This is a genomic window from Saccharothrix tamanrassetensis (genome assembly GCF_014203665.1).
GTDB lineage: Bacteria > Actinomycetota > Actinomycetes > Mycobacteriales > Pseudonocardiaceae > Actinosynnema > Actinosynnema tamanrassetense.
The window spans coordinates 235,615-259,434 of record NZ_JACHJN010000001.1 but is presented as its reverse complement, the minus strand read 5'-3'; the positions used below and the strand labels follow the sequence as shown (position 1 = coordinate 259,434).

Annotated in this window: 22 protein-coding genes; 15 read left to right on the top strand and 7 right to left on the bottom strand. The window is 72.2% G+C overall.

All coding sequences use genetic code 11. The features are described 5' to 3' along the window. Nucleotides 1–12: 12 nt before the first annotated feature. Nucleotides 13–306, bottom strand: a complete 294-nt coding sequence (locus FHS29_RS01145; protein WP_184687375.1) for a hypothetical protein — start codon at nucleotides 304–306, stop codon at nucleotides 13–15. Nucleotides 307–774: 468 nt separating this feature from the next. Then, nucleotides 775–1,974: an MFS transporter gene (locus FHS29_RS01140; protein ID WP_184687373.1), complete on the bottom strand. Its 1,200-nt coding sequence runs from the start codon at nucleotides 1,972–1,974 to the stop codon at nucleotides 775–777. A 512-nt stretch (nucleotides 1,975–2,486) separates the two neighbouring features. Here FHS29_RS01140 and hemA point away from each other — a divergent pair. The 7 genes from hemA (at nucleotide 2,487) to FHS29_RS01105 (ending at nucleotide 9,228) form a co-directional block, all read left to right on the top strand. Next, the gene (hemA, locus tag FHS29_RS01135; protein ID WP_221455255.1) at nucleotides 2,487–3,668 is read left to right on the top strand and encodes a 5-aminolevulinate synthase; all 1,182 of its coding nucleotides are present in this window, start codon (nucleotides 2,487–2,489) and stop codon (nucleotides 3,666–3,668) included. After that, nucleotides 3,668–4,507 (top strand): TauD/TfdA dioxygenase family protein, encoded by an 840-nt coding sequence (locus FHS29_RS01130; protein ID WP_184687369.1) that lies wholly within the window; start codon nucleotides 3,668–3,670, stop codon nucleotides 4,505–4,507. Before hemA ends, FHS29_RS01130 begins: the two co-directional genes overlap by 1 nt. 1 nt (nucleotide 4,508) lies before the next feature. Beyond that, nucleotides 4,509–5,504 carry a 3-oxoacyl-ACP synthase III family protein gene (locus FHS29_RS01125; protein WP_184687367.1) on the top strand — a complete coding sequence of 332 codons (996 nt, stop codon included), beginning with the start codon at nucleotides 4,509–4,511 and terminating at the stop codon, nucleotides 5,502–5,504. Further along, entirely contained in the window at nucleotides 5,494–6,285 is a 792-nt protein-coding gene (locus FHS29_RS01120) for a class I SAM-dependent methyltransferase (RefSeq protein ID WP_184687365.1), read from the top strand. Before FHS29_RS01125 ends, FHS29_RS01120 begins: the two co-directional genes overlap by 11 nt. Continuing rightward, a complete protein-coding gene (locus FHS29_RS01115; RefSeq protein ID WP_184687363.1) occupies nucleotides 6,282–7,112 on the top strand; it encodes a GNAT family N-acetyltransferase in 831 nt (276 codons plus the stop codon). The genes FHS29_RS01120 and FHS29_RS01115 overlap by 4 nt, the downstream gene beginning before the upstream one ends. A gap of 87 nt (nucleotides 7,113–7,199) precedes the next feature. Beyond that, nucleotides 7,200–8,477, top strand: a complete 1,278-nt coding sequence (locus FHS29_RS01110) for an NsdA family TPR-like regulatory protein (RefSeq protein WP_184687361.1) — start codon at nucleotides 7,200–7,202, stop codon at nucleotides 8,475–8,477. A 55-nt stretch (nucleotides 8,478–8,532) separates the two neighbouring features. Then, complete coding sequence (locus FHS29_RS01105) at nucleotides 8,533–9,228, top strand: GNAT family N-acetyltransferase (protein WP_184687359.1); 696 nt, start codon at nucleotides 8,533–8,535, stop codon at nucleotides 9,226–9,228. A gap of 47 nt (nucleotides 9,229–9,275) precedes the next feature. On the opposite strand, the gene FHS29_RS01100 is transcribed toward FHS29_RS01105, so the two are convergent. After that, nucleotides 9,276–10,625 (bottom strand): amidohydrolase, encoded by a 1,350-nt coding sequence (locus FHS29_RS01100; RefSeq protein ID WP_312864683.1) that lies wholly within the window; start codon nucleotides 10,623–10,625, stop codon nucleotides 9,276–9,278. A gap of 126 nt (nucleotides 10,626–10,751) precedes the next feature. On the opposite strand from FHS29_RS01100, the gene FHS29_RS01095 reads away from it, so the two are divergent. Further along, entirely contained in the window at nucleotides 10,752–11,717 is a 966-nt protein-coding gene (locus tag FHS29_RS01095) for an aldo/keto reductase (protein WP_184687357.1), read from the top strand. A gap of 25 nt (nucleotides 11,718–11,742) precedes the next feature. Continuing rightward, a complete protein-coding gene (locus FHS29_RS01090; RefSeq protein ID WP_184687355.1) occupies nucleotides 11,743–12,669 on the top strand; it encodes an alpha/beta hydrolase in 927 nt (308 codons plus the stop codon). A gap of 69 nt (nucleotides 12,670–12,738) precedes the next feature. Here FHS29_RS01090 and FHS29_RS01085 read toward each other — a convergent pair whose 3' ends face one another. Continuing rightward, nucleotides 12,739–13,332: a TetR/AcrR family transcriptional regulator gene (locus tag FHS29_RS01085; protein ID WP_184687353.1), complete on the bottom strand. Its 594-nt coding sequence runs from the start codon at nucleotides 13,330–13,332 to the stop codon at nucleotides 12,739–12,741. A 94-nt stretch (nucleotides 13,333–13,426) separates the two neighbouring features. Then, nucleotides 13,427–13,732, bottom strand: coding sequence for a GNAT family N-acetyltransferase (locus FHS29_RS01080; RefSeq protein WP_312864682.1), 306 nt, complete (start codon nucleotides 13,730–13,732; stop codon nucleotides 13,427–13,429). 319 nt (nucleotides 13,733–14,051) lie between these two features. Between FHS29_RS01080 and FHS29_RS01075 the strand changes: the two genes are divergently transcribed. Then, a complete protein-coding gene (locus FHS29_RS01075) occupies nucleotides 14,052–14,951 on the top strand; it encodes a MerR family transcriptional regulator (RefSeq protein WP_312864681.1) in 900 nt (299 codons plus the stop codon). A 3-nt stretch (nucleotides 14,952–14,954) separates the two neighbouring features. On the opposite strand, the gene aspT (FHS29_RS01070) is transcribed toward FHS29_RS01075, so the two are convergent. Next, nucleotides 14,955–16,610, bottom strand: a complete 1,656-nt coding sequence (gene aspT / locus FHS29_RS01070) for an aspartate-alanine antiporter (protein ID WP_184687352.1) — start codon at nucleotides 16,608–16,610, stop codon at nucleotides 14,955–14,957. Nucleotides 16,611–16,814: 204 nt separating this feature from the next. Here aspT (FHS29_RS01070) and aspT (FHS29_RS01065) point away from each other — a divergent pair, with 204 nt between their 5' ends. Together aspT (FHS29_RS01065) and FHS29_RS01060 are read left to right on the top strand one after the other, a co-directional pair. Beyond that, on the top strand, nucleotides 16,815–18,515 hold the full coding sequence (gene aspT, locus FHS29_RS01065; RefSeq protein WP_184687350.1) for an aspartate-alanine antiporter: 1,701 nt from the start codon (nucleotides 16,815–16,817) through the stop codon (nucleotides 18,513–18,515). Between the two features lie 141 nt (nucleotides 18,516–18,656). Then, the gene (locus tag FHS29_RS01060) at nucleotides 18,657–20,294 is read left to right on the top strand and encodes a bifunctional aspartate transaminase/aspartate 4-decarboxylase (RefSeq protein ID WP_184687348.1); all 1,638 of its coding nucleotides are present in this window, start codon (nucleotides 18,657–18,659) and stop codon (nucleotides 20,292–20,294) included. 41 nt (nucleotides 20,295–20,335) lie between these two features. On the opposite strand, the gene FHS29_RS01055 is transcribed toward FHS29_RS01060, so the two are convergent. Then, the gene (locus FHS29_RS01055) at nucleotides 20,336–22,483 is read right to left on the bottom strand and encodes an esterase-like activity of phytase family protein (RefSeq protein ID WP_184687346.1); all 2,148 of its coding nucleotides are present in this window, start codon (nucleotides 22,481–22,483) and stop codon (nucleotides 20,336–20,338) included. Nucleotides 22,484–22,603: 120 nt separating this feature from the next. Between FHS29_RS01055 and FHS29_RS01050 the strand changes: the two genes are divergently transcribed. The 3 genes from FHS29_RS01050 to FHS29_RS01040 all read left to right on the top strand — a co-directional run bounded on the left by FHS29_RS01050 (nucleotide 22,604) and on the right by FHS29_RS01040 (nucleotide 23,811). Continuing rightward, nucleotides 22,604–22,981, top strand: coding sequence for a hypothetical protein (locus FHS29_RS01050; RefSeq protein WP_184687344.1), 378 nt, complete (start codon nucleotides 22,604–22,606; stop codon nucleotides 22,979–22,981). Then, complete coding sequence (locus FHS29_RS01045) at nucleotides 22,978–23,274, top strand: P-loop nucleotide/nucleoside kinase family protein (RefSeq protein WP_184687342.1); 297 nt, start codon at nucleotides 22,978–22,980, stop codon at nucleotides 23,272–23,274. The genes FHS29_RS01050 and FHS29_RS01045 overlap by 4 nt, the downstream gene beginning before the upstream one ends. A gap of 303 nt (nucleotides 23,275–23,577) precedes the next feature. Then, nucleotides 23,578–23,811 (top strand): hypothetical protein, encoded by a 234-nt coding sequence (locus tag FHS29_RS01040; RefSeq protein WP_184687340.1) that lies wholly within the window; start codon nucleotides 23,578–23,580, stop codon nucleotides 23,809–23,811. Nucleotides 23,812–23,820: the final 9 nt, after the last annotated feature.

Sequence of the window (23,820 nt, the reverse complement as noted above, 5' to 3'; positions counted from 1 at the left end):
GCTGGGAAGGATTCAGCGCCCGTTCGGCGGACCGCGGGCGACCTGCGCCTCGACGCGGCCGGCGGTCGGTGTCACGAGGACGGCGACGACCGTGCGGACGGTGGTCCGCAGCATCGTGACGACGGGTTCGCCGGGTGCCGCCTCTTCCACGAACCCCAGGTCAGGGTGGAGGTGCGTGGTGGTCGGAGCCGCGAGGAGGGGCTGCTGCCCGGTGGCTTCGCGATGGTCGGCCGAATCGGCGAGCCGGATGCCCACGACGACGGAGATCCCGAGGAGCGCCGCGACGAGCAGGCGGAGAACGCGCACGGAACCTCCTCCGAAGAATCGGTTGATTATCCGGCGGTGGCGGCGAATAACGCCGTGTGCAATCCGGGCCGGTCGCTCGATCATCGGGGACGTGCGGAAGTGGCGTCAAGAGCCTGAAGTCGTCATTTGACCGAGAGCAACCGGAACTACTGCGAGAGGCGTAGTCCGGATCGACGCCATTTCTCCCTTGATTTGGGTTCACGTCGTCCGACGGGAGTGCGGGGTTTCACCGGGCGCCGCGCCGAGTCGGACATTGACCGCTTCCGGCTATTTGCGAAGAAGTTTCACGTGGTTCCAGCGGCGGCCGGTGCGCCCGCTACCGGCCGCCGTGCGTGCCCCGCTGGCGGTCCGACGCATGACCACCCGAGGCAGCGGGTGCGCTCGGGTGCCGAGTCCGGACAAGGGTGTGGCGGGCGGCTCGGAGCTGGGGGGCCTCCGAACCGCCCGCCACAGGTCGGCGGGTGCTGTTCAGCTGGTCGCCGGACGGGGTTCCGCCGCGACCGGCTCGGCCGGGTCGAGCGGCGCCCGGCGGTCCAGGGCTCCGGACAGCAGGGTCAGCAGCAGCGCCCCGCCGGCCATCATCGCGCCCAGCCAGTTCGGCGCGGTGTAGCCGAGGTTCGCGTCGATGGCCACGCCGCCCAGCCACGCGCCCAGCGCGATGCCGACGTTGGACGCCGACACCGTGACGACCGCCGCCAGCGTGGGCGCGTCGACCGCTTTGCCGATCACCCTGGTCATCAGTCCCGGTACGGTGGCGAAGCCGGCGAAGCCGACCAGCAGCAGGGTGACCGCGGCCGGGACCTTCGAGTGGGCGGTCACCGTGAACACGGCCAGCACCACGGTCAGCGCGCCCAGCGCCAGCGCCAAGGTCCGGATGAGGCCGATCCGGTCGCCGAGCTTGCCGCCGACGGTGTTGCCCGCGACCAGGCCGACGCCGAACAGCACCAGCAGCGGGGTCAGTGCGGACTCCGCGTAACCGGTCACCTCGGTCAGCATCGGCGCCACGTAGGTGAACGACGTGAACAGCGCGCCGATGCTCAGGGCCGTCATGGCCAGGCCGAGGGCGACCTGGGGACGGCGGAACACCACGAGTTCGTCGCGCAGGCTCGCCGTGGTCGACGCGGTGCGGTGCGGCACCAGGCGGGCGATGCCGGCGAAGCCGACCAACCCGATGACGACGAGCATCCAGAACGTGGTGCGCCAGCCGAAGTTCTGCCCGACGAACGTGCCCAGCGGCGCGCCCACGACGTTGGCGATCGCGCCGCCCGCGAACACCAGCGCGACCGCGCGGGCGGTGCGCCCGGAGTCCGCCAGGTCGGCGGCGACCACGGACGCGAGCCCGAGGAACGCGCCGTGGCAGACGGCGGTGGCCACCCGGCCGGTCATCAGCAGCGCGTAGCCGGGTGCGAGCGCGGAGACCAGGTTGCCGACCACGAAGATCGCCATCAGCGCCAGCAGCATCCGCTTCCGCGGCACGCGGATGCCCAGGGCCACCAGCAGCGGTCCGCCGAACACCACGCCCACCGCGTAGCCGGAGATCAGCACACCCGCGGTGGTGACACCGACCTCCAGATCGCGCGCGACCTCGGGCAGCAGGCCCATCACGACGAACTCGGTGGTGCCGATCCCGAATCCGCACAGTGCCAGCGCGAAGACCGCGATTGGCATGTCGTCCAACCTCCTGGGAATAGCTCGGGAACAGAGCTCTTCATTCATTCGAAACCGTCCGGACCCGCTCTGTGGATGCCTGCGGTGGACTGTCCGGGCGGATCATCGCACTTTCGGACCACCGCGCGGCCACGTTCCGCCGGTCAGTGTGGTCAATTTGGTCAGCCGTCCGGGTGGTGGGACGCCGGGTCGCGCCGTTCTTTCCCCGATCCCTCCTGGTGGACGCCCCTGACCAAGTTGACCCGGGTGTTGACCGAGTTGACCGGCCCACTCACCTTCCGGGTAGTCCGGCCGGCGGGTAAAAACGTTATTCGAACGGACATTCAAGGGGGACTCCGTGAAACATTGGTTATCCTGGCCGTGCCGCTTTCCGGGTGATCTGGAATGGGCTGAACGGCGGAACTCCGGTGAACTACCAGGAATGCGGGCGGAACATGTCCACGACTGCTGAGGCCGAATCGAATTCGCGCGCCGGGCGGCGCCCGGTGGGAACGGCCACCCGTTCGTCCGCGGTGCTCCGCACCTTCGCGGACGGCATTTCCCGATTGCGCGCCGAGGGCCGCTACCGGCACTTCTTCCCCACCGCGCACTCCGCCGCGCACCCCGGCCGCACCGGCCGGGACGAGGTGGAGGTCTGGTGCAGCAACGACTACCTGGGCCTGAGCCAGCACCCCGAGCTGATCCGGGCGCAGGTCGCCTCCACGGTCCGCCACGGCACCGGCATGGGCGGCTCGCGCAACATCGGCGGCACCAGCACCACGCACGTCGACCTGGAGGAGCGGCTGGCGAGGTGGCACGGCAAGGAACGCGCGCTGATCTTCTCCAGCGGCTACACCGCGAACTTCGAGACGCTCAGCGTGTTGCTCGCCGCGGTGCCGGACCTGGTGGTGTTCTCCGACGCCGCCAACCACCGTTCGCTGATCGAGGGCATCCGCCGCTCGGGCCGGGAACGGCACGTGTTCCGGCACAACGACGTGGACGCGCTGGAGACGGCGCTGCGGGAGTGCCCGCCGGAGGCGCCGAAGCTGATCGTGTTCGAGTCGGTGTACTCGATGGACGCGGACCTGGCTCCGCTGACCGAGATCTGCGACCTCGCCGACCGCTACGACGCGCTGACCTACCTGGACGAGACGCACGCGATCGGGGTCAAGGGCCCGACCGGTGCCGGTGTCACGGAGGAACTGGGCGAGGACCGCCCCACGTTCATCCAGGGCGTGTTCGGCAAGGCGCTCGGCACCGTCGGCGGGTACGTCGCCGGGCCGGACGTCGCACTGGACTACGTGCGGTCGCACGCGCCGGGGTTCATCTTCACCACCTCGCTGCCGCAGTCCTCGCTGGACGCCACCGCCGCCGGCCTGCACCTCGTGCAGGCGGGCTCCGACCTGCGGGCCACCGTCGCCGCGCGGTCGAAGCTGCTCAAGGACGAGCTGCGGCGCAGGCGGATCTCGTTCATCGACGGTGAGGACCACATCATCCCGGTGCTGGTGCCCGGCAACGAGGCGGTGCGCGGCGTGGCCGACCGGCTGCTGGTCGGCCACCGGATCTACGTGCAGCCCATCAACTTCCCGTCGGTCGCGGCCGGCTCGGAGCGACTCCGGGTCACGGTGCCGCCCTACCGCACCGAAGAGGACGTCATCCGCTTCGTGGACGCGCTGGACGAGAGTCTCGCGCTGGAGAATGTCAGGAGGGTGTAGTGGCAGTCGAACCCATCACCGAGTTCATCGGTGCCGAGCTGACCGGCGTCGGGTACGCGGACCTGGAGCGCGACGACGTGTTCGGCGAGTTCCTGGACGCGTTGAACCAGCACGAACTGGTCATCGTGCGGGGTATCGAGCTGACCCCGCGGGAGCAGGTGGAGCTGGCGTCGCGGATCGGCACCCCGGTGCCGTTCGTCCTGGAGCGCTACCGGCACCCGGAGATCAAGGAGATCATGATCTCCTCCAACGAGGTGCGCGACAACCGCCCGGTCGGCGTGGCCAGGGTGGGCAACTTCTGGCACCAGGACTCGACTTTCGTCGCCGACCCCGCGCCGTACACCATGCTGCACGGCGTCAACGTGCCCGGCACGAGCGGCCACACGCTGTTCGCCAGCGCGGTGGACGTCTACGAGCGGCTGCCGGAGGAGTGGAAGCAGAAGATCGCCGGCCGCACGGCGCTGCACAGCGTCGCCAAGCGACTGCGCATCCGGGAGGACCACGTCGGCCTCTCGGTCGCCGAGCTGAAGGCGTGGATCGACCACCACCACCCGAAGGTCGAGCACCCGCTGGTGCAGACCGACCCGCACACCGGCCGCGAGTTCCTCTACGGCGCGCCGGAGTACCTGGACTCGGTGATCGGCTTCGACCACAACGAGAACGCCGCGTTCTTCGACCTGCTGGACGAGCTGATCCAGGACGAGAAGCGGGTCTACGAGCACCGCTGGACGCGCCACGACCTGGTGGTCTGGAAGACCCGCACCACCCTGCACGCCGCGACCGACGTCGAGCCGGGCGTCGGGCGCACGGTGCACCGGGTCAGCATCGAAGTGGGCTGACGTGGCCGGTGTCGTCGACTTCGAGGTCGCCTTCCCGGACGGTCGCCTGGACCTGGGGTCGGTCGCGCGCAGGGCCGGGCTGCCGCTGCCCGACGTCCTGCGGATCACGCACAGCGCGGAGTTCCCGGCGCTGGGGCCGGGCGAGCGGTCGGTCGACCTGGCGGTGGAGGCGGCCAAGGCGCTGCTCAAGCGCTCCGCCGCGGCGCCGGACGACATCACGCACGTGGTGTACGCCGGGTCGGGGGAGTGGGACGTGCCGTTCTGGTCGCCGGCCGCCCACGCCGCCGCCGAGTTGGGCATCGCGAACGCGCACTGCTTCGAGGTGGCCAACTTCTGCAACGCCGCCGCGACGGCGATCTCGGTGGCGCTGGACAAGATCGAGCTGGGTCGGGCGGACGTGGTGCTGGTGCTGGTCGCGGACCGGCTCAGCACCATGGTCGACCACGACGACCCCGGCTCGAAGGAGCTGTTCAACTTCGGCGACGCGGCCGGCGCGGTGCTGCTGGGCCGGGACGGCGTGTCGTTCGAGGTGCTGGGGTCGCGGATGCGGACCGACCCGACGTGGTCGCACTACTACCACGGCGTGGTCCGCGACGACCGGGTGGTGATCCGGCGCGAGCCGCACCGGCCGGGCCTGACGGCGGCCTACCTCGGGCACTTCACCGAGCTCACCGACCGGGTGCTGGCCGACGTCGGGCAGGGCGTCGGCGACGTGGCCTGGTTCCTGGTCAACCACGGGGACCGCGACATGCACCGGAAGGTGCTCGGTGAGCTGGGGATCCCCCCGGAGCGGAGCGTGTTCAACTACGACCGCCTGGGGCACATGGGCGGCGTGGACGTGTTCATCGCCCTGCGGTCGTTGCTGGACGACCGCAGGCTGCGGCCGGGCGACCTGCTGCTGTTCGCGACCAGCGCGATGGGTTTCAGTTGGGCGGTCACCGCGGTGCGCTTCACCCCGCCGCGGTCCACTGGGGAGGTTCGTTCCGATGCGCCATGACCCGTACGGCACGGGTGTGCTGAGCAAGGACAACCCGTTGGAGGACAACAGGCTCCTCTTGTTGGAGCGGGCGCTGGACCCGGTCAGCCGGTCCGCCGTGGAGGGGCTGCCGCTGCCGGACGCGCCGCGCTGCCTGGACCTCGCCGCCGGGCGCGGTTCGGTGGCCTACTGGCTGGCGCGCCGGTTCCCGCGCGGCGAGGTGGTCGCGGCCGACATCGACCCGCGCTACCTGGACGAGGACGCCGCGCCCAACCTCCGGGTGCTCGCGTTCGACGCGCGGGAGGACCGGTTCCCGGCGGGTTCGTTCGACCTGGTGCACACCCGTTCCGCGCTCAAGCACCTGCCGGAGCGGGAGGAGGTGCTGGCCGAACTGGTGCGCTGGATCGCGCCGGGCGGGTGGCTGGTCACCGTGGACGGCTACTGGTTCCCGTCGGACGAGACGGCCAACCCGGGCTGGGCGAAGGTCGTCCAGGCCGTGGTGGACCGGATGAACGCGCAGGGCGGCGACATGCGGTGGACCCGCCGGCTGCCCGCGCTGGTGGCGCGGCTCGGTCTGGCCGACGTGTCGGTGCGGCTCGCGCCGTCCCTGGCCGGCTGGGACGGCTGGGGCGAGCAGCACCACGAGTGGCTGCGCGCGACGGTCGAGCAGATCGGCCCGGTGCTGGTGGCCGACGGGTTGCTCGCCGAGGACGACCTGGCGCGGTTCCACGCCACGCCGGACGGCCGGGACATGGCCGAGTGGTTCGGTCTGGTGGCGGCGGTCGTGGGACGGGTGCCGTGACGGTCGCCGCCGAGGTCCGGGAGCTGGGCATCGGCGACCTGCCGCGCTGCCTGGCCCTGGCCCGTGACCGGGACTGGGCCGCCGAGACCCGCGCGTGGCTGCTGCTGCTCGAAATCGGCCGCGTGTACGGGATCGAGGACCCGGACGGCAGCCTGGCCGCGACGGTGTCCGTCGTGGAGTACGGCCCCGCGCTCGCCGCGGTCGGCGCGCTGCTCGTCGCGCGCCGGCACGCCGGGCGCGGGGTCGGCACGGCGCTGGTCCGGTCCGCGGTGGACCGGACCACGGCGGCGACCGTGTGGCTCACCGCGACGCCGGCCGGCGCGCCGCTGTACCGCGCCGCCGGGTTCCGCCCGGTCGGCGGGTACGTCCGGTACAGCGGCACTCCGGAGGTGCCCGGCCGGCCGGCCAGCCGGACGGCGGACGTGGGCGACCTGCCCGCGCTGGTCCGGTTGGACGCCACGGCGTTGGGCGCGTCGCGGCCCGCGGTGCTCGCCAACCTCTTCTCCGTGGCGACGGTGGCACGCGTGGTCGACGGCCCGGACGGTCCGCTCGGGTACGGGATGAGTTGGCGCGGCGCGCGGTCCCACGTGCTGGGACCTGTGGTAGCGGTCGACGAGCGGGTGGCCGCGACGCTGGTCGCCGACCTCGCCCGGGACGTCGGCGGACCGCTCCGGATCGATCTGCCGGCAAGCGGTCCGGCCCTGGTCACGTGGGCTGAGCGGCACGGTCTGACGGCCGGCCCGGCAACCGCGGAGATGGTGCTCGGCGCGGACCCTCCCGGTGCGCGGCGCTGGGTGCGCACCTTCGCGACGGGAGCCCTGGGATGACCGAATCGCTCACCCTGCGTGGGTGCATCGGTACATTGGGTGCACCGGACACCGACCGTTGTGACCGCCGTGAAAATAGGGGTTCTCGTGACGACGCCGACCCACCTCCGGACCTTCCTGGACCGCCTCGGCTGGCCGCCGGAGCAACTGGCGAGGGAGATCAACCGTCGGTGCGGCGACGGCACGATCAGCCCGAAAGCGCCCTACCACTGGCTCAAGGGTGCCTATCCCCGGCGCCGGATCCCGTACGCCGTGGCGGAGATCCTGTCCGAGCACCTGAACGAGCCGATCGACATCAGCGTGATCTGGCCGACCGGACTGGACGACGACACCGCGCCGGAGAACGAGGAGGGCCACGAGCCCACCCCGCGACCGGCGCAGGTGCCCGACCTCGCCCCGCCCGCCCGGCACACCGAACTGGTGCGGCACTCGTGCGAGTCGCTGACCCTGTCCCGGGAGGTGGCCGCCACCAACGTGGACGAGGCGGCGTTCGACCGGTTCGAGGCGGAGCTGTCCGCGATCGGCCAGTCCTACGCCTACGTGCCGCCGAGCACCCTCGCGCACCGCACCACCCTGTTCCGCGACCGGATCGCCGAACTGCTGCACGGGCGGCAGCGCCCGGCGCAACGCGTGCGGCTGCTGTCCTACGCGGCCAAGAGCTGCGTGCTGCTGGCGTGGATGGCCGACGACCTCGACGACCGCAAGGCGGCGCACAACCACGCGACCGCGGCGTGGGACCTGGCGGACCTGGCCGACCGGCACGACGCCCGCCGCTGGGTCCGCGCCGTGCAGGCCCGGCAGTCGTACTGGCTGGGGCACTTCGTGGAGTCGGCCCAGCTCGCCGTGGACGGCACGACCTACCGCGCGGCGGACGGTCTCGACGCACTGCTGCTGCTCCAGCAGGCGCGGGCGTGGGCGGCGGCCCGGATGGACGCCGACGCCCGGCGTGCGCTCGCCGACTGGCGGGCCCTGCCCGGCTCCGACGCGGCGGACGGCAGGCACCCGATGCTGGTGATCGGTCCCGAAGTCCAGTCGTACCTGGCCGGCGCGACGCTGTTGGCGTTGCACCGGCCCGAGAACGCGCTGACGGAACTGGACCGCTCGCTGCGACTGCAGTGCGCCGCCTCGCCCGCGTCCCGTTCGCGGGACCTGGAGATCCTGGTTCGCGCCCACATCGCGCGCTGCCACGCGGTGCTGGGAGACCTCCGGGCCGGGCTGGACGCGCTGGTGCCGGTGCCCGATCCCGAGTCGACCGACCTGACCGGCCCGGTCCGGGCCAGTCTCGCCGAGGCCCGGCGGGCGCTGTCCGGGGCGTCCGGCGACCGGGCCGCCCACGGGCGACTGGCCGTCCTGCCGGCTCGCTGACCTCCGCGCGGCCGGGCCCGTGCTGCCATAGGATCGGCGGCCGGGGAGGGTGACGATGACGAGCCACGCATCACCGCGCACCGACGCGGCCATCGCCGACCTGGTCCGCCGCTGGGCGCGGGGGTGGCAGGCGTGCCGCGGCTGGGAGACGCCGCAGGAGACCGGTGGAGGCCTGTGCTTCGCACTGGGGCTGCCCGGCAGGCACAGCGAGGTCTTCGCGCTGCGCGCCGACGACGACCCGGACTCGCTGCCGGTGCTCGCCCGCGAGGTGGCGGCCCGGACCGAGCCGACCTGGCTCACCGTCCCCACGAGCCGGCCCGAGGACGTCGAGCGGACGTTGCGGGCAGCGGGGCTCCGGGTCCGCGACACCCGCGAGGCGTTCATGATCCGCGACCTCGCCGACCACCCCGCACCCGGCGCCGCCGCGCCCTACCGGTGCGTCACCACGGGCGACGGCCGGGTGCTCACGGCGGAGGTCCGGCACGAGTCCGGCCAGGTCGCCGCGAGCGGCCTGGCGGCCCTGGTCGGCGAGGACGCGATCGCGGACAAGATCGAGACGCATCCCGACCACCGGCGGCGCGGCCTCGGCAGCGTGGTCATGGGCGCGTTGGCGGCCGGAGCCGCCGCACGGGGTGCGCGGACCGGGATCCTCCTCGCCAGTGCCGACGGGCAGCGGCTGTACACCGCGCTGGGCTGGACGACCCGCTCCGCCGTCGTCATGGCCACCGGTCCGGAGCGGCCGGCGGCCTAGGCAGGGACCGGCCGGCCGGGCAGGTGAGGACCGGCCGGCGGCGCGGCTCAGGACTGCTCGAACACCGTCCGGCCGCCCACCACGGTCATCGCCACCCCGACGTGCGGCAGGTCGGCGGGCGCCAGCTCCAGCGGGTTGGCCTCCAGCACGCAGAGGTCGGCCACCTTGCCCACCTCGATCGAGCCCTTCCACGACTCGGCACCGTCCTGCACCGCCGGGTTCACGGTGTAGGCGCGCAGCAGCCGGCGCATCAGCTCCGGGCCGGGGGTGGCGCCGATCCGCTCCGCCGCCGCCGCGACCCAGCGCCGCCAGTCCGGTTCGATCACCGGGGCGTCCGAGCTCAGGCACACCGGCACGCCGTGCGCGAAGGCCTCGCGCAGCGGCCACGCCTCGCGCAGCGCGTCGTCGCCTAGTGCCGCCGCCAGCCACGGGCCGGTGGCGGCCGCGATGCCCGGCTGGGTGTTCAGGCCGATGCCGAGCCCGGGCAGGCGGGCCAGCACGTCGGCGGACACCAGGTCGCCGTGGATCAGGTAGTGCCTGCCCGCCGGGCCGTGCGCGGCGATCGCGTCGGCCATCGCCGAGACCACCGTCTCGATCGAGCGGTCGCCGGTCGCGTGCACGCCGATCTGCGCGCCCGCGCGGTGCGCGAGGTCGATCATCCGACGCAGGTTGGCTTCCCGCTCGGTGTCCTGGGCGCCGTCCACCAACAGGTGCCCGGAGGTGCCGTCGTGGTAGCAGCGGTGCGTCCACGCGGAACGCATCGGCGGGATGCCGTCGGCGAAGATCTTCACGCCGGTCACGTTGAGCCAGCGCGGATCGGCTTCGGGGGCGGGCGTGGCCAGGCCGCGTTCGAAGTCGGCCAGGGAGCTGGGTCCGTCCAGTTCGCCGAACAGCCGCAGCACGGTCACCCGGGCGTTGAGCCTGCCGGCGGCGGCCAGTGCGGTGTACTCGTCCAGCACGGCGGCGGAGAAGCAGCCGGTCCGGCCCCCGTCCTCGCCCGGGCCCAGGCCGGGTTCGGTGTAGCTGGTGATGCCCAGCCGGGAGACGACCTCGCCGGCGCGCAGGATCGCCGCCCGCCGCGCCTCGGCGTCGGCGACCAGCGGTCCGGCCGACTCCCCGGCCTGCTCGCCGCCCATGCCCCCGCCGCCGAGCAGGGTGTCCGGCCAGAGCGCGCCCAGCCACGCTGCGTGCAGGTGCGAGTCGTTGATGCCGGGCAGCACGGTCCTGCCGTGCAGGTCCACCACGCGGGTGTCGGGGCCGACGAGGTGCCCGACGTCGCCGACGCCGATCACCGAACCGTCCGCGACGGCCAGCGCCCCGGCTTCGCGGTCGTCCGGGTCGAAGGTCAGCACCGTGCCGCCGGTGAGCACGAGGTCGGCGGGCGGGGGAGTGGGCACGGTGGTCCTCCGTCAACAGGTGTAGATGAAGCGGTGACAGTATAGGCACCGCTAAAGGGGATCTCCCGGCTTTTAGTCTATGTATGTAGACTAACCGAAACTTCCCGTGGTCAGTGAGGAGTGCTCATGGGTGAGGCAGCCCGCGTACCGGTCCGGCAGTTGGGGCCCGGCGGCCCGCAGGTGCCGCTGTTCGGTCTCGGCTCGTGGAACACCTGGGACCGGATGGACTTCGACGACGCCGTCGCGCTGCTGCGGCGCGCCGTCGACGCCGGCGTGACGCTGTTCGACGTCGCGCACTACAACATGGGTCCGCACGCCGAGCAGGCACGCACCGACATCATCTTCGGCGAAGCCGTGCGCGCCGCCGGGATCGCCCGCGAGGACTACCACCTGTGCGGGAAGCTGTGGCTGTGGGAGTACCCCACGACGAGCTTCGAGCAGCAGATGACGACCTCGCTGGAGCGCATCGGGATCGAGAAGGCCGACAGCGTGGTGGTCGGCGACTACATGTCCCCGCCGGACATCCCGTCGATCGTCACCGACGTCGCCGAGCAGATCCGCGCCGGGCGCTTCGACACCTGGGGCGTCAACAACTGGGTCGCCTCGGACCTGGCGACCGCGCTGGAGTTCGCCGAGCGGGAAGGCCTGACACCGCCCGCGTTCGCCCAGTTGAAGTACAGCATCGCCCGGCGCACCATGGCCGAGGGCGAGTTCTACGGCGGCTACTTCTCCTCCGGCCGGCTCGCGTTGCAGGCCTCCGACATCTTCGAGGGCGGCATCCTCGCCGGGCGCAAGTTCCCCGAGCGCAAGATCGGCGCCGACCCCGGTGGCATCCGCGACGCCATCCGCGAGGCCGCCGACAAGGTGGCCGAGGTCGCCGCCCGGTACGACGCGAGCGCCGCCCAGGTCGCCATCGCGTTCTGCCTGACCAACCCCGCCGTCGCCAACGTGCTGTTCGGCGTCAGCAGGCTGTCGCAGTTGGAGGACAACCTCGGCGCGCTCCGCCTCGCCGCCGATCACGGCGCGGAACTCCGCGCCGCGCTCGATCCACTGTGGACCGACCGCGCGGTCAACGCCGACGGCTCCTGGTAGCCACCCCACCAGGAGGTCCCGAGCCATGCCGCTCGACCCCGCCGTCGCCGAGATGCTCTCGGCCACGGCTGCGCCACCCGCGGGCACGGCGCCGCAGACGGCCGCCGAGCTCCGTGCCGCGTTCGCCGCCGGGCTGGTGCCGCCCGACGACCTGGCCGAGGTCCGCTCGGTCACCGACCTGGCCGTCCCCGGACCGGCGGGCGACCTGCGGGTCCGGCTCTACCTGCCCGAGGTGACCGGGCCCGTGCCGCTGTTCGTCTGGCTGCACGGCGGCGGCTGGACGCTGGGCAGCCTGGAGGAGAACGAGATCCCCAACCGCCGCGTCTGCCGGGACGGCGGCGTCGCGGTGGCGTCGGTGGAGTACCGACTGGCCCCCGAGCACCCGTTCCCGGCCGCGCCGGAGGACTGCTACGCGGTGCTGACGTGGCTCGCCGCGAACGGCTGGAAGTACGGGATCGACGGTTCCCGCATCGCCGTCGGCGGCGAGGGCGCGGGCGGCAACCTGGCCACCGTGATCTCGATGCTGAGCCGGGATCGCGGCGGGCCCCGGATCACGGCACAGGTCCTCGTCTGCCCCGTGACGGCGCACCCCGACGACGGGTCGCGGTCCTATGCGGACTGCGCCGAGGGCTTCGGGATGACCGCCGACGCGATGAGGTTCTTCTTCCGGCAGTACGCCTCATCGCCGTCGGACCTGAACGACCCCCACCTGCTGCCCTCACGGGCGGTGGACTTGACCGGGCTGCCGACCGCGCTGGTGATGATCGCGGAGTACGACGTCCTGCGGACGGAGGGGGAGCAGTACGCCGCCCGACTGGAAAGAGCCGGTGTGGCAACGACGTTGAAGCGGTACGACGGTCAGGTCCACGGCTTCTACGGCCTCCACACGGACCTGCCGGCTTCCCCGGTGTCCCACGCGGACGTGACCGCGTTCCTCACCGACGTCTTCTGACCGCACCGGTCCGCCCCGTCGAGCGTCCGGCGCCGAGCACCCGGCGGGGCGGACCGGTGCGCGGGGTGGCTACGGCTGGGTGATGCGCTCGAAGAACGAGTCCAGGTGCTGCTTCTGGAGCTTCTTGGTCGAGTAGCGCGGACCGACCAGGCTCATCACGTTCGCGCCGGCGTTCATCAGCACGATCTCGTCCACCAGTTGCTCGTCGGGCGTCGACGTGCGGATGTCGCCGTCCTCCCGGCCCCGCTGGACGTGCTCGTGCAGCAGGCCGCGCCAGCCGCGCAGGTGCTCCAGGTAGCGGTCGTGCAAAGCCTTGTTGGACAACGACATCTGCCAGAACACGAGCAGCACCCGGCCCGCTGTCACCCGCTTGGCGTCCAGTGGCATCGCGCCGTAGCACATGGCGCGCAACGCTTCCAGGCCCGAGCGGTCGGCCGTCGAACCGGCGATGTGCGCGTGCACCATGGACAGGGCGCGGTCGAAAGTGGCCTCCACCAAGGCGTCCTTGCTGGCGAAGTAGCGCTTCAGCGCGCCGTTGGCGAACCCGGCGGCGGTGGCGATCTCGCGCATGGTGGCGGCTTCCAGGCCACCCCGGACGATCAGGCCCCAGGTCACGTCGACGATGTGCTCCCGACGTGCGTCGTGGTCGATGACCTTGGGCATCGTGCTCCTCGGATACGGCGAATTGTCTACGCTTGTAGTGTATCTGCGAACCTGTCGCAGGTCCCGCGTTGCGAGATGGCGCACAGCACCGGTGTCAGTCCAGCGGGTAGGCCATCGACGCACCGGCCGGCTCGACGCCGTCGGGCAGGGGCATCAGGGTACGGCCGACCTCGCGGAACCCGTACGACTGGTAGAGCGGCACGCCCGGCAGGGTGGCCATCAGGACCAGCGACCGGAACCCCTCGGCGCGGGCCGCCCGTTCACACCGGGCCAGGATCGCGCGACCCAAGCCCCGGCCGGTCCAGTCGTCGCGCACGAACATCGCCCGCACCCGCACCCGCGCCGGTCCGGTGGCAGACTGCCGCATCAACGCGGCGATCCGCGGCACGTCCGCGCGCACCGCTTGACGTAAAACTGGTGACTCGCTCACCGGACCCCCTCCGCACCCGACAGGGTAGTCATTTTACCCGGCGTGAGCAGCCATTCTGCTCTAAGTTGCAACGCTTCTGAATCGAATTTAGAATTACCTGTGCGGCAGCTCCGCGCGGGGACACCTGGTCGGCGCGCATCGAACCGGACAGGGCTCCGCCGCCGAAGGACCGATCAGGGAGTCACGGGTGTCGGACGAGACCTACCCGGGTGGTGCCGAGAGGTCCGCGCCCGGCTACGCGACCATCCACTGAGGACAAGGGTCGAGCCGGTGTCGGGAAAGAGGCGTGGTGACTGACGGCGGTGTTCCGCCGCGCGCGGAGTGGACGCCCCGGGCGCTGGCCGCGATGCTCGGCATCTCGCCGACCACCCTGCGCACCTGGGACCAGCGGTACGGCCTGAGCCCGTCCATCCGCACCAAGGGCAACCACCGCCGCTACACCGCGGCCGACGTCGAGCTGCTGCGGCGCATGGTGGTCATGACGGCCGGCGGTCTCGCACCCGCCGCCGCGGCCGCCATGGTGCTGCGCGGAGCCGCTCCGACCGAGGTCGCGGCGGACCGGCGCGCCGGGATCGGGCGGGTGTCCGCCGGATCGGCGCGGCGCGGCTTCGCCAGGGCGGCGCGGCGGCTCGACGAGCCGCTGATGCGCGAGCTGGCGCTCGGCCTGATCGCCGAGCACGGCGTGGTCGACGCGTGGCGGCAGGTCTTCCAGCCGATCCTGGTCGACCTCGGCCGCAAGGCCGCCGAACGGGGCCGGGGCGTCGAGGTCGAGCACGTCACCGGCGCCGGCATCGTGCACGCCCTGCGCGGCGTCCCCTACCCCGAACGGGAGGGCCGGCTGACCGCCCTGCTGGCGTGCGCGCCGGACGAGCAGCACACGCTGCCGCTGGAGGCGCTGGCCGCCGCGCTGTCCGAACGGGGCCGCACCTGGCGCAACCTGGGCGCCCGCGTCCCGCCGCAGGCCTTGGTGGACGCGGTCGACAAACTGCGCCCCACCGTCGTGGTGGTCTGGGCCCACCGCGCGGAGCTGGCCCGGAGGGTGCCGCTGGCCCTGCTGCTCGAACGGTTCGACACGTTGCCGGCGGTGGCGGGCGGTGGCTGGCAGTCCACCCCGGTGCCGCCCGGGGTCCGGCGGCTCGGCTCGCTGCCGGAGGCGGTGCGCCTCGTCGTGGCGTCGACCGAGCCGTGACGCTCACGAGCCGATCAGCCCGACGACCACCGGACCGGTCAGCGGGAGCAGGATGCTGGAGATCGCGTAGGTGACCGTGTAGCCGATCAGCGGCACGGAGTTGCCCGCCACGCCGGTCACCGCCGAGATCGCGGGCGTGCTGCACTGCTGGCCGGCGATCGCCCCGATCAGGATCGGCGGCTCGATCCCGAGCAGCTTCCGGCCCACGTACAGCGACAGCAGCGCGGGCACCAGCACCATGCCGATCCCGGCGAACGGCAGCATCACCCCGTACTCGGCCAGCAGCGGACCGGCCTGCGGCGCGGCGGCCAGGCCGGTGGCCGCGATGAACGTGGCCAGCCCCAGGTCCTTGGTGAGCGTGGCGGCGGCCGGCGGGAAGCTGCCGATCGCCCGGTGCCGGGACCGGAACCAGCCGAACACCAGGCCGGACACCAGCGCGCCGCCGCCGGTGCCCAGGGACAGCGGCACCGAGCCGAGGTGGACGGTCAGCTTGCCGATCAGCATCCCGAGCGTGACACCGAGACCCAGGAACACGAAGTCGGTGGCGATCGTGCGCGGCACCGCGTAGCCGATCCGCTCGGTCGCCCCGTCCAGGTCGGCCGGGCGGCCGACCAGGGTCACCACGTCGCCGCGCCGCACCTGCGTGCGGTCGGCCAGCGGCATCCGGTGGTCGCCGCGGGCCAGCGAGGTCGGGAACACCCCGCGCGTGCGCAGTTCTCCCAGCGGCCGGTCGGCCGAGGTCACCACGACCTCCCGCGTCTCCAGCGTGGTTTTGCCCAGTGACTCCGGCCGCGTGCGTTCCGGCCCGATCCTGGACTCCGCGTCGATCAACGCCGCCCGTTCACCGACCACCACGATCAGGTCGCCCGCCGCCAGCACCAGGTCCGGGCCGACCGAGGGCTCCGCGCCGCCCCGGCTCACCCGTTCCACGGTGGCCCGGGCGGGCAGTTCCGCCTCCAACCGCGCGACGGTCCACCCGGCGGCCTGCTCGACCCGGTACGCGCGCCCGACCAGCCCCGGCAGGGCGGGCGAGGTGCCCGGCTCGTCGTCACCGCCGCCCAGCCTGTGCAGCAGCCCGCGGGACGACTCGCGCAGGTCGATCCGCATCAGCGCGGGGGCCAGCCCGCTGGTGAACAGCACGATGGTGATCAGCCCGAACAGGTAGCAGACGGTGTACGCGGTGGCCACGTTGCCCGCCAGCGCCGCGCTCGCCTCGCCGGGCAACCCGAGCTTGCCGATGGCCTCGGTGGACGTGCCCACCACGGCCGACTCGGTGGCCGCGCCCGCCAGGATGCCGGACGCGGTGCCCACGTCGAGGTCCAGCAGCGACGCCAGCGAGAGCACCAGCACCACCACCGTCACGGCCTCGACCAGCGACAGCACGCCCAGCTTGAGCCCGGACCGGTTGAGGTTGGCGAAGAACTGCGGGCCGCCGCCGAACCCGAGCGCGAAGATGAACAGCGCGAACGCGATCGTGCGCACCTGGTCGTCGAGGGACACGCCGAGCAGTCCGACGACCAGCGCGACGATGAGCGTGCCGCAGACGCCGCCCAGCTGGATCGGGCCGACCCGCAGCTTGCCGAGCAGGTAGCCGAGCGCCAGGCAGACGAACAGCGCGATCTCCGGCGTCGCCTGGAGCAAGTGCCTCAACCAGTCCATGTCGGTTCCCGCCTCACGCCGAGAGTTCCGGTCGCAGCCCGCCGGTGGTCGGGTTCCGCTGCGTTCGGACTATGCCCCGGCGGCGTCGATCACGCCGGCAGGGGACCGTCGGCGTTCACCCGGACAGGCGATGCCCTCAGCGCGTCCCGGAACTCCGACCTAGCCTGCGAGAGGCGTCCTCGATGGACGCTCCACGGAGGACACATGAGCTTTCTCAGGGACGAGATCTTCAAGCCGTATCCCGAACTGCTGGTGTTCCTGACCGTCGCGGCCGGCTTCCTGCTCGGCCGGATCAGGCGACGCGCCATCGCGCTGGGCTCGGTCACCGGCTGCCTGCTCGCCGGGCTCGCGCTGGGCTGGGCGTTCGAGGTCCCGGTCGACGGCACGGTGAAGTCGCTGTTCTTCATCATGTTCCTGTTCGCCCTGGGCTACCGGGTGGGTCCGCAGTTCTTCCGGGGCCTGCGCAAGGACGGGCTGCCCCAGGTCCTGCTGGCGCTCGTGGTGTGCGTGGCGGGCCTGCTGGTCTGCTGGCTGTTCGCGGCGCTCCTGGGCTACGGGCCTGGCCTGAGCGCCGGCCTGCTGGGCGGTGCGCTCACCCAGTCGGCGGTCATCGGCGTGGCGGGCGACGCGATCGGGAGCCTGCCCGGCCTGTCCGCCGAGCAGGTCACCGAGCAGCAGAACCTGGTCGCCATCGGCTACGCGGTGACCTACCCGCTGGGCACCGTCCTGTGCGCGATCCTGCTGGCCGACGTGCTGCCCCGGCTGGTGGGGCGGGACCTGGCGAAGGAGAGCGCCGACCTGGCGCGCGAGCTGGACGCGGGCACCGACGACCCCGACCTGGGCGAGGGCTACTACGAGGTCGTGCTGCGGGCGTTCACGGTCGCGCACCCCGCGCTGGTGGGGACGACCATCGAGGCCTTCGAGCGGCAGCAGGCGTCCCTGGGCCGGCGGATCTACCTCACCAGGGTCCGGCGCGGGGGAGCGCTGCTGCCGCAGGACCAGCAGACCGTGCTGGCCGAAGGTGACGTGGTCGCGGTCAGCGCCATCCGCGGCGACGTGGTGGCGTTCGACCCGGAGCGGGAGATCGGGCCGGAGGCCGACGACGTCGAGCTGCTCGGCTACCGGACCGAGACGCTGCACGTGGTCGCGGGCTCGAAGAAGCACCTGGGGCAGAGCATCGCCGAGCTGCGCCGCGAGCCGTTCATGGTGGGCGTGTTCGTCACCGAGATGCACCGTTCGGGCGCGAAGTACCCCTTCCGGCTGTCCACCCGCCTCGAACGCGGCGACACGTTGCTGCTCACCGGCCCGCAGAGGCTGGTCGTCCCGGCGGCGAAGGAACTCGGCACCCCCGTGCCGACCAGCTTCGCCACCGACATGACCTGGGTGGGCCTGGGCATCTTCCTCGGCGGCTGCATCGGCATCCCCGCGCTGCACGCGGGCGGCGTGCCGATCAGCCTGTCCACCTCCGGCGGCGCGCTGATCATGGGCCTGGTGTTCGGTTGGCTGCGGGCGAAGTACCCGACGTTCGGCAACGTGCCGGGCGGGGCGCAGTGGTTCATGGACACCCTCGGGCTGTGCCTGTTCGTGGCCGTGGTCGGCATCAACGCCGGACCGAGCTTCACCAGCGGCCTGGCGCAGGCCGGGTGGGGCCTGCTGCTGCTCGGCGCGGTCGCCACCGTCGTGCCGCTGCTGGTCGGTTTCGCGGTCGGGTACTGGCTGCTGAAGCTCCGGCTGCCGATCCTGATGGGCGTGCTCGCCGGCGCGCAGACCACGACGGCCGCCATCGGTGCCGTCAACGAGTCCGCGAGGAGCCAGATCCCCACCATTGGCTACACGATCCCCTACGCGGTCGGCAACGTGCTGCTGACCATCTGGGGCGCCGTGATCGTCCTGCTGCACCACTGAACCCGCCGCACCGCCGCGACACCACCCGGTCCGGCCGCACCACGGAGCCGACCGGAACGACCGACCCGACCCGACCGACCGGGCCGACCCGACCGGAACCACCGAGTCCGTCGACCGCACGCCGGCAGAAAGGCGCCAGACATGCCGAAGTCGTCCTACACCAGGGCCGAGATGGAGAAGCTGGCCGGGCTCAGCCCGTTCGAGCTCAAGGGCGAGTTCATCCGGCTCGCCGAGCACCACCACGACGACCAGCAGACCCGGTCCGCGCTGCTGATGCTGAACGCGGGCCGGGGCAACCCGAACTGGATCGCCACCGGTCCGCGCGAGGCGTTCTACGCGCTGGGCCACTTCTCGCTGGCGGAGAGCCGTCGGGTGTGGACGGCCGACAACCTGGGCGGCATGCCCGCGCGGGACGGGATCGCCGAGCGCTTCAGGGCGTTCGTCAAAGCGCACCCGGACCTCCCCGGCATCGACCTGCTGGACCGTTCCGTGCGGTCGGGCGTCGAGCGCTTCGGTTTCGACCCGGACGCCTGGGTGCACGAGCTGACCGACGGCATCACCGGCGACAACTACCCGGTGCCCGACCGGATCCTGGCGCACACCGAACAGGTGGCGCGCGCCTACCTGCACGACGAGCTGTTCGACGGCCGGCCCGCCGACGCCGAGCTGAAGCTGTTCGCCACCGAGGGCGGCACCGCCGCCATGTGCTACATCTTCGACTCGCTGATCGCGAACGGCGTGCTGCGCAAGGGGGATCGCATCGCGCTGATGGTGCCGATCTTCACGCCGTACATCGAGATCCCGGCCCTGGACGAGTACCGGTTCGAGGTGGAGCTGATCCACGCCGACCTGTTCGTGGAAGCCGGTGTGCGCGAATGGCGCTACCCGGCCGACCAGGTGGCCAAGCTGTCCGACCCGTCGATCAGGCTGGTGTGCCTGGTCAACCCGAGCAACCCGCCGTCGCTGGCGCTGTCCGACCGGGTGCGCGACCAGATCAAGGGCATCGTCGAGAAGGACAACCCCGACCTGCTCATCGTGACCGACGACGTCTACGGCACGTTCGTCAACGGCTTCCGCACCATCGCGGCCGACCTCCCGCGCAACACCCTGCTCGTCTACTCGTACTCCAAGCACTACGGCGCGACCGGCTGGCGGCTGGGCCTGATCGGACTGCACGACGACAACGTGGTCGACGACCTGATCACCCGCCTGCCGGAGGACGAACGCGCCAGGCTGCGGGCCCGCTACGCCACCCTTTCCCTGCGACCCGAAGGCATCCGGTTCATCGACCGCCTCGTGGCGGACTCCCGCCGGGTGGCCCTCAACCACACCGCCGGCCTCGGCCTGCCGCAACAGGTGCAGCTGGCGCTGTTCTCCCTGTTCGCCATGCAGGACGAGGGCAAGGCGTACAAGGCGAAGGTCCAGCAGATCGTCCGCACCCGCCTGGAACTGCTCGTCGAGGGCGCCGGCATGAAGATCGCCGACGACCCGAAACGGGCCGGCTACTACCTGGAACTCGACCTGCTGGCGGAAGCCGAACGCGTGTACGGCGCGGAGTTCGCCGCACACCTCGAATCCACCTACGAACCGATCGACCCGTTGTTCCGGCTGGCCGAACACGCGTCGGTCGTGCTCCTCAACGGCGGCGGCTTCGACGGCCCGGCGTGGTCCGTCCGGGTGTCCCTGGCCAACCTGGACGACCTGGACTACCTCAAGATCGGACACCACCTGCACACCGTGTTCGGCGAGTACCACGACGAGTGGAAGTCGGGTACCTGACCGCCGGGCCGCCGCCCTGCTGCCGAGCTTCCCCCGGTGCCCTAGCGGATCCAGCCAAGGCGGAGGAAGACCGACTCGCCGGGAGCGTCGTCCACGCCGTCGTTGTCGACCGCGCCGACGAGGCGGCGGATCGGGCCGTAGCCCACCACGGCGAGGCCTTCGACCTTGTCATGGATCGCCGCGCCGTCCGCGCCGAGGGCGGGCAGCAGGTCACGGGCCAGGCGCTTGGTCGTGACGGGTTTGGGCGTGCCGGCGGGTGTCGGGGTGAGATTCGCGATGTCCACCCGGTAGACCTTCTTGGTGACCGCCGCGTCACCGCGCTGGTTGTCGCGTTCCAGGACCAGCAGGGTGCGGTCGTCCAGCGCGGTGATCTCGGACAGGCCGACCCAGCCGCCCGCCGGGGCCGCGTCGAGCGGGTAGGCCGCGAACGCCCACTCGCCGGTCGCCGGCGTGAAGCGGGCCAGGGTCGTCAGGCCGGGCGCGTCGGCCTTCCACTCCCGCTGCACGGCCAGCCACACCTGCTCGTTTCCACCGCGGCCGGTGGTGGTGACGCCCTCGAAGCCGTTGCCGGTGGCCGTCGCCGCGACGGCGGCGGGTAGTGGCACCTCGCGGACCACCGCCCCGGACGGGGAGAGTTCCACCAGCAGGTTCGGCAGCTTCTTGCCGTCGCCCTCGGCCGCCAGCCAGTAGCCGCCGCCCCGGCGGGCCGCGATGCCCTCGCCGTCGTAGCCGACCGGCTCGCCGTCCTTCGTCACGGTCAGTTCGGCGCGGACCCGGGCGGGTGCCGACAGGGTGTCGACGGTCAGCACGCGGGTCGGGGTGTACGCGGAGTCGGTGACGGCCACCACGTTGCGGTGGTCGCCGGGGATGCCGGACAGGCCCGACAGCGCACCGAAGCCGATGCCGTCGGACACGATCGACGGCGCGCCCTGGTTGCGCTGCAACGACACGGCCGGCGGGGTGCGGGTCAGCCGGTAGGAGCTCAGCGAGGAGCGCACGCCGTCCTTCGCCGCGTCCTCCTCGGCGGACACCACCAGCGTGCCGGTGGCCGGGATCGGCAGCAGGCCTTCCGGGCCGACGCCGGTCGGCAGGGCCTGGACGAACCTCGGCCGGCGCGGGTCGTCCACGTCGTAGACGGCGACCAGGTTGGCCCGTTCCATGCCGACGAACGCGTACCGGTGGTGGCCGAACGTCGCCACCGCGAGGCCTTCCGGCTCGACGCCCTTGTTGTCGGACCGGCCGTCCGGGTACTGGCCCTGGCGGATCGCCACCTGGTCCAGCTCGTTCCCGGACGAGTGCACGACCTGACCGGACGCGGCGTCGAACACGGTCCACGTGCGCGAGCCGCCCCGGTAGTCGCCCTCGTCGGCGGTGCCGAGCGTGCGGTCGTCCAGCCACGCCACCGCGTCCGGTTCACGGGCGGCGGTGATGGTCTGCGACGGGTCGATCCGGCCGTCGTCGGCGGTGTCCACGCGGTGGACGGTGGCGGAACCGGCGGAGAAGTGGTTGACGACCGCGCCGGACCGCAGGTCCACGATCGCGATGTGGTTGTTCTCCTGCAACGTGACCGCGACCTGGTTGCGGCCGTTGATGCTCACGTACTCCGGCTCGGGGTCGGTCGGCGCGACCTCCGCGATGCCGGTCAACCCGACCCTGCGCAGCGTCCACCCGGTCGGTGCGCCCTTGAGGTCGACGATGGTCAGGAACCCGGCGGGGGCCTGCGGGATCTCGCCGTCGTCCACGTCCTCGTCGCGCTCGTTCTCTATCGCGATGGCGGCGTAGCGGCCGTCCTTGGCGATGTCGATCGAGTCCGGCTGCCCGCCGAGGTCGTGCGAGGCGACCACCGCGCGGCCGTCCAGGTCCACGACCAGCAGCACACCGGACGGCGCGGTGAACGACTCGGAGGTGTTGACGGCGACCAACGCCAACCGTCCCACGATGTCGACGGACGTCGGCTCACCCGGCACGGCGAGCACCCCGTCCGGTGTCAGCTCACCGTTGCGGAGCTTCGTGAACCCGATCCGCCGGGCCGGCGAATCGGTGTAGACCACCGTCCGGCCGTCGGCGGTGGCCGCCGCGATTTCGGCCGCGGTGTGCTCACCCGCCGAACTGTTGCGGAACACCGACATGGTGTCGACCCGTTGGAACCGTTCCGGCGCACTCGCCTGGGCGGGCGACAGAACCGACATACTCACGCCGCAGGCCAACAGACCTGCGAGCACACGGACCGGACGGGCCACGGGGCCTCCAACCTCGACGATGGGCGCGCGCTTTGTAACCCATACAAGCGACTTCGAGATGAACGCACCATGGCCGAACGCTCCTGCCCTCGGGAATCGGCCGGCGACGTGTCGAACACTAGGCTGCGGCGGGTGGCAGACCTCCCGTTGCACGAATCGGCAGCCGCGCTGATCGCACCAGACCGGTCGGTCGTGGTCGGTGAGCTGTTGGCCCGCCTCGCCGAGGCCGATGGCGTCGCCGGGGCGCGCGGCAGACAGCTCCCGGTATGCCACCGTGCCGGATCCGCTCTCGCCGGAGTCCACGGCCGACAGCGGCGTCGTCCGACCGAAGCCGACCGGCTGGCCGAAATCGCGGTGCGGCCCGAGCACCTGGTCCTGGGCCTGATAAAGGCCGTGGGCGGGCCGGTCGAACGGCGGCACGCCGGCTGGGACTCAGGCTGGACGTGATCGTGGACGCGACCGGCCATCGCCGCGAGACCCGGTCGCGGTTGCGGTTGCGGGCGGAGAGCCTGGGCGGTGAGTTCGTGGGCGTCGAGTGCGTGTGCTCCGACGAACGGGCGCAGCGCGGACGCGTCGAAGGTCGGGTGCGGGGCATCCCCGGCTGGCACCCGACCGTGTCGTGGGAGCACGTCCTGCGGATGAAGGGCCTCTGGGAGAGCTGGGACGAGCCGCACCTGGTCGTCGACTCGGCGGTCGACCCGCCGGACGTGGTGCTGTCGAAGGTGTCGGCGTACCTATGACCGTCGCCGCCGTTCGTGGTACTTCACCACGGCCGCGCCGGTGCTCCTGACGCCGAGGCGGTCGCCGACCGGCCCTGTGTCGATCACCGCTGCGTCGACTACCCCAGTGCTGACCACCACCGTGCCGGCGACCCGCGCGCGGAGCACCACGCCGACCGCGGAGCGGCCTCCCGGCCAACGGCCGTCGCAGTTGCCGCCGAACGTGCCGACGTCCACCCCGCCGGCTGCTCCGGTGACGCCGCTGGAGCTGGTCCTCGGGCCGGAGCCGATCCCCGCAACGGTCGCTGGACGTGGTGCCACCTGTTGCCCGCCGACGCCGAGATCGCCGAGACGACGTCCGCCGACCCGCGCGCCTGTCCGGCCGCCGGCTACTCGACCGCGTGGGTGCGGGTTCGGGCGTCGCTGTACTGCGTCCGGACCGCCGGCACGGTGGCGACCATCCGCATCGTGTCCGCACCGACCGTCAGACCACCGGACCCGGCGACCCCCATCACCGTGTCGGCCGAGATCGCGACGATGACCCGTCCCGCGAGCTGAGCTGTCCGC

Bases quoted from the DNA above. Each gene is read 5' to 3' on its own strand.
- FHS29_RS01090 (WP_184687355.1), top strand. From the start codon at position 11,743: ATGCCGCTCGACCCCGCCGTCGCCGAGATGCTCTCGGCCACGGCTGCG.
- FHS29_RS01050 (WP_184687344.1), top strand. From the start codon at position 22,604: ATGGCCGAACGCTCCTGCCCTCGGGAATCGGCCGGCGACGTGTCGAAC.
- aspT (WP_184687350.1), top strand. From the start codon at position 16,815: ATGAGCTTTCTCAGGGACGAGATCTTCAAGCCGTATCCCGAACTGCTG.
- aspT (WP_184687352.1), bottom strand. From the start codon at position 16,610: ATGGACTGGTTGAGGCACTTGCTCCAGGCGACGCCGGAGATCGCGCTG.
- FHS29_RS01085 (WP_184687353.1), bottom strand. From the start codon at position 13,332: ATGCCCAAGGTCATCGACCACGACGCACGTCGGGAGCACATCGTCGAC.
- FHS29_RS01105 (WP_184687359.1), top strand. From the start codon at position 8,533: ATGACGAGCCACGCATCACCGCGCACCGACGCGGCCATCGCCGACCTG.
- FHS29_RS01120 (WP_184687365.1), top strand. From the start codon at position 5,494: ATGCGCCATGACCCGTACGGCACGGGTGTGCTGAGCAAGGACAACCCG.
- FHS29_RS01055 (WP_184687346.1), bottom strand. From the start codon at position 22,483: ATGTCGGTTCTGTCGCCCGCCCAGGCGAGTGCGCCGGAACGGTTCCAA.
- FHS29_RS01060 (WP_184687348.1), top strand. From the start codon at position 18,657: ATGCCGAAGTCGTCCTACACCAGGGCCGAGATGGAGAAGCTGGCCGGG.
- FHS29_RS01140 (WP_184687373.1), bottom strand. From the start codon at position 1,974: ATGCCAATCGCGGTCTTCGCGCTGGCACTGTGCGGATTCGGGATCGGC.
- FHS29_RS01095 (WP_184687357.1), top strand. From the start codon at position 10,752: ATGGGTGAGGCAGCCCGCGTACCGGTCCGGCAGTTGGGGCCCGGCGGC.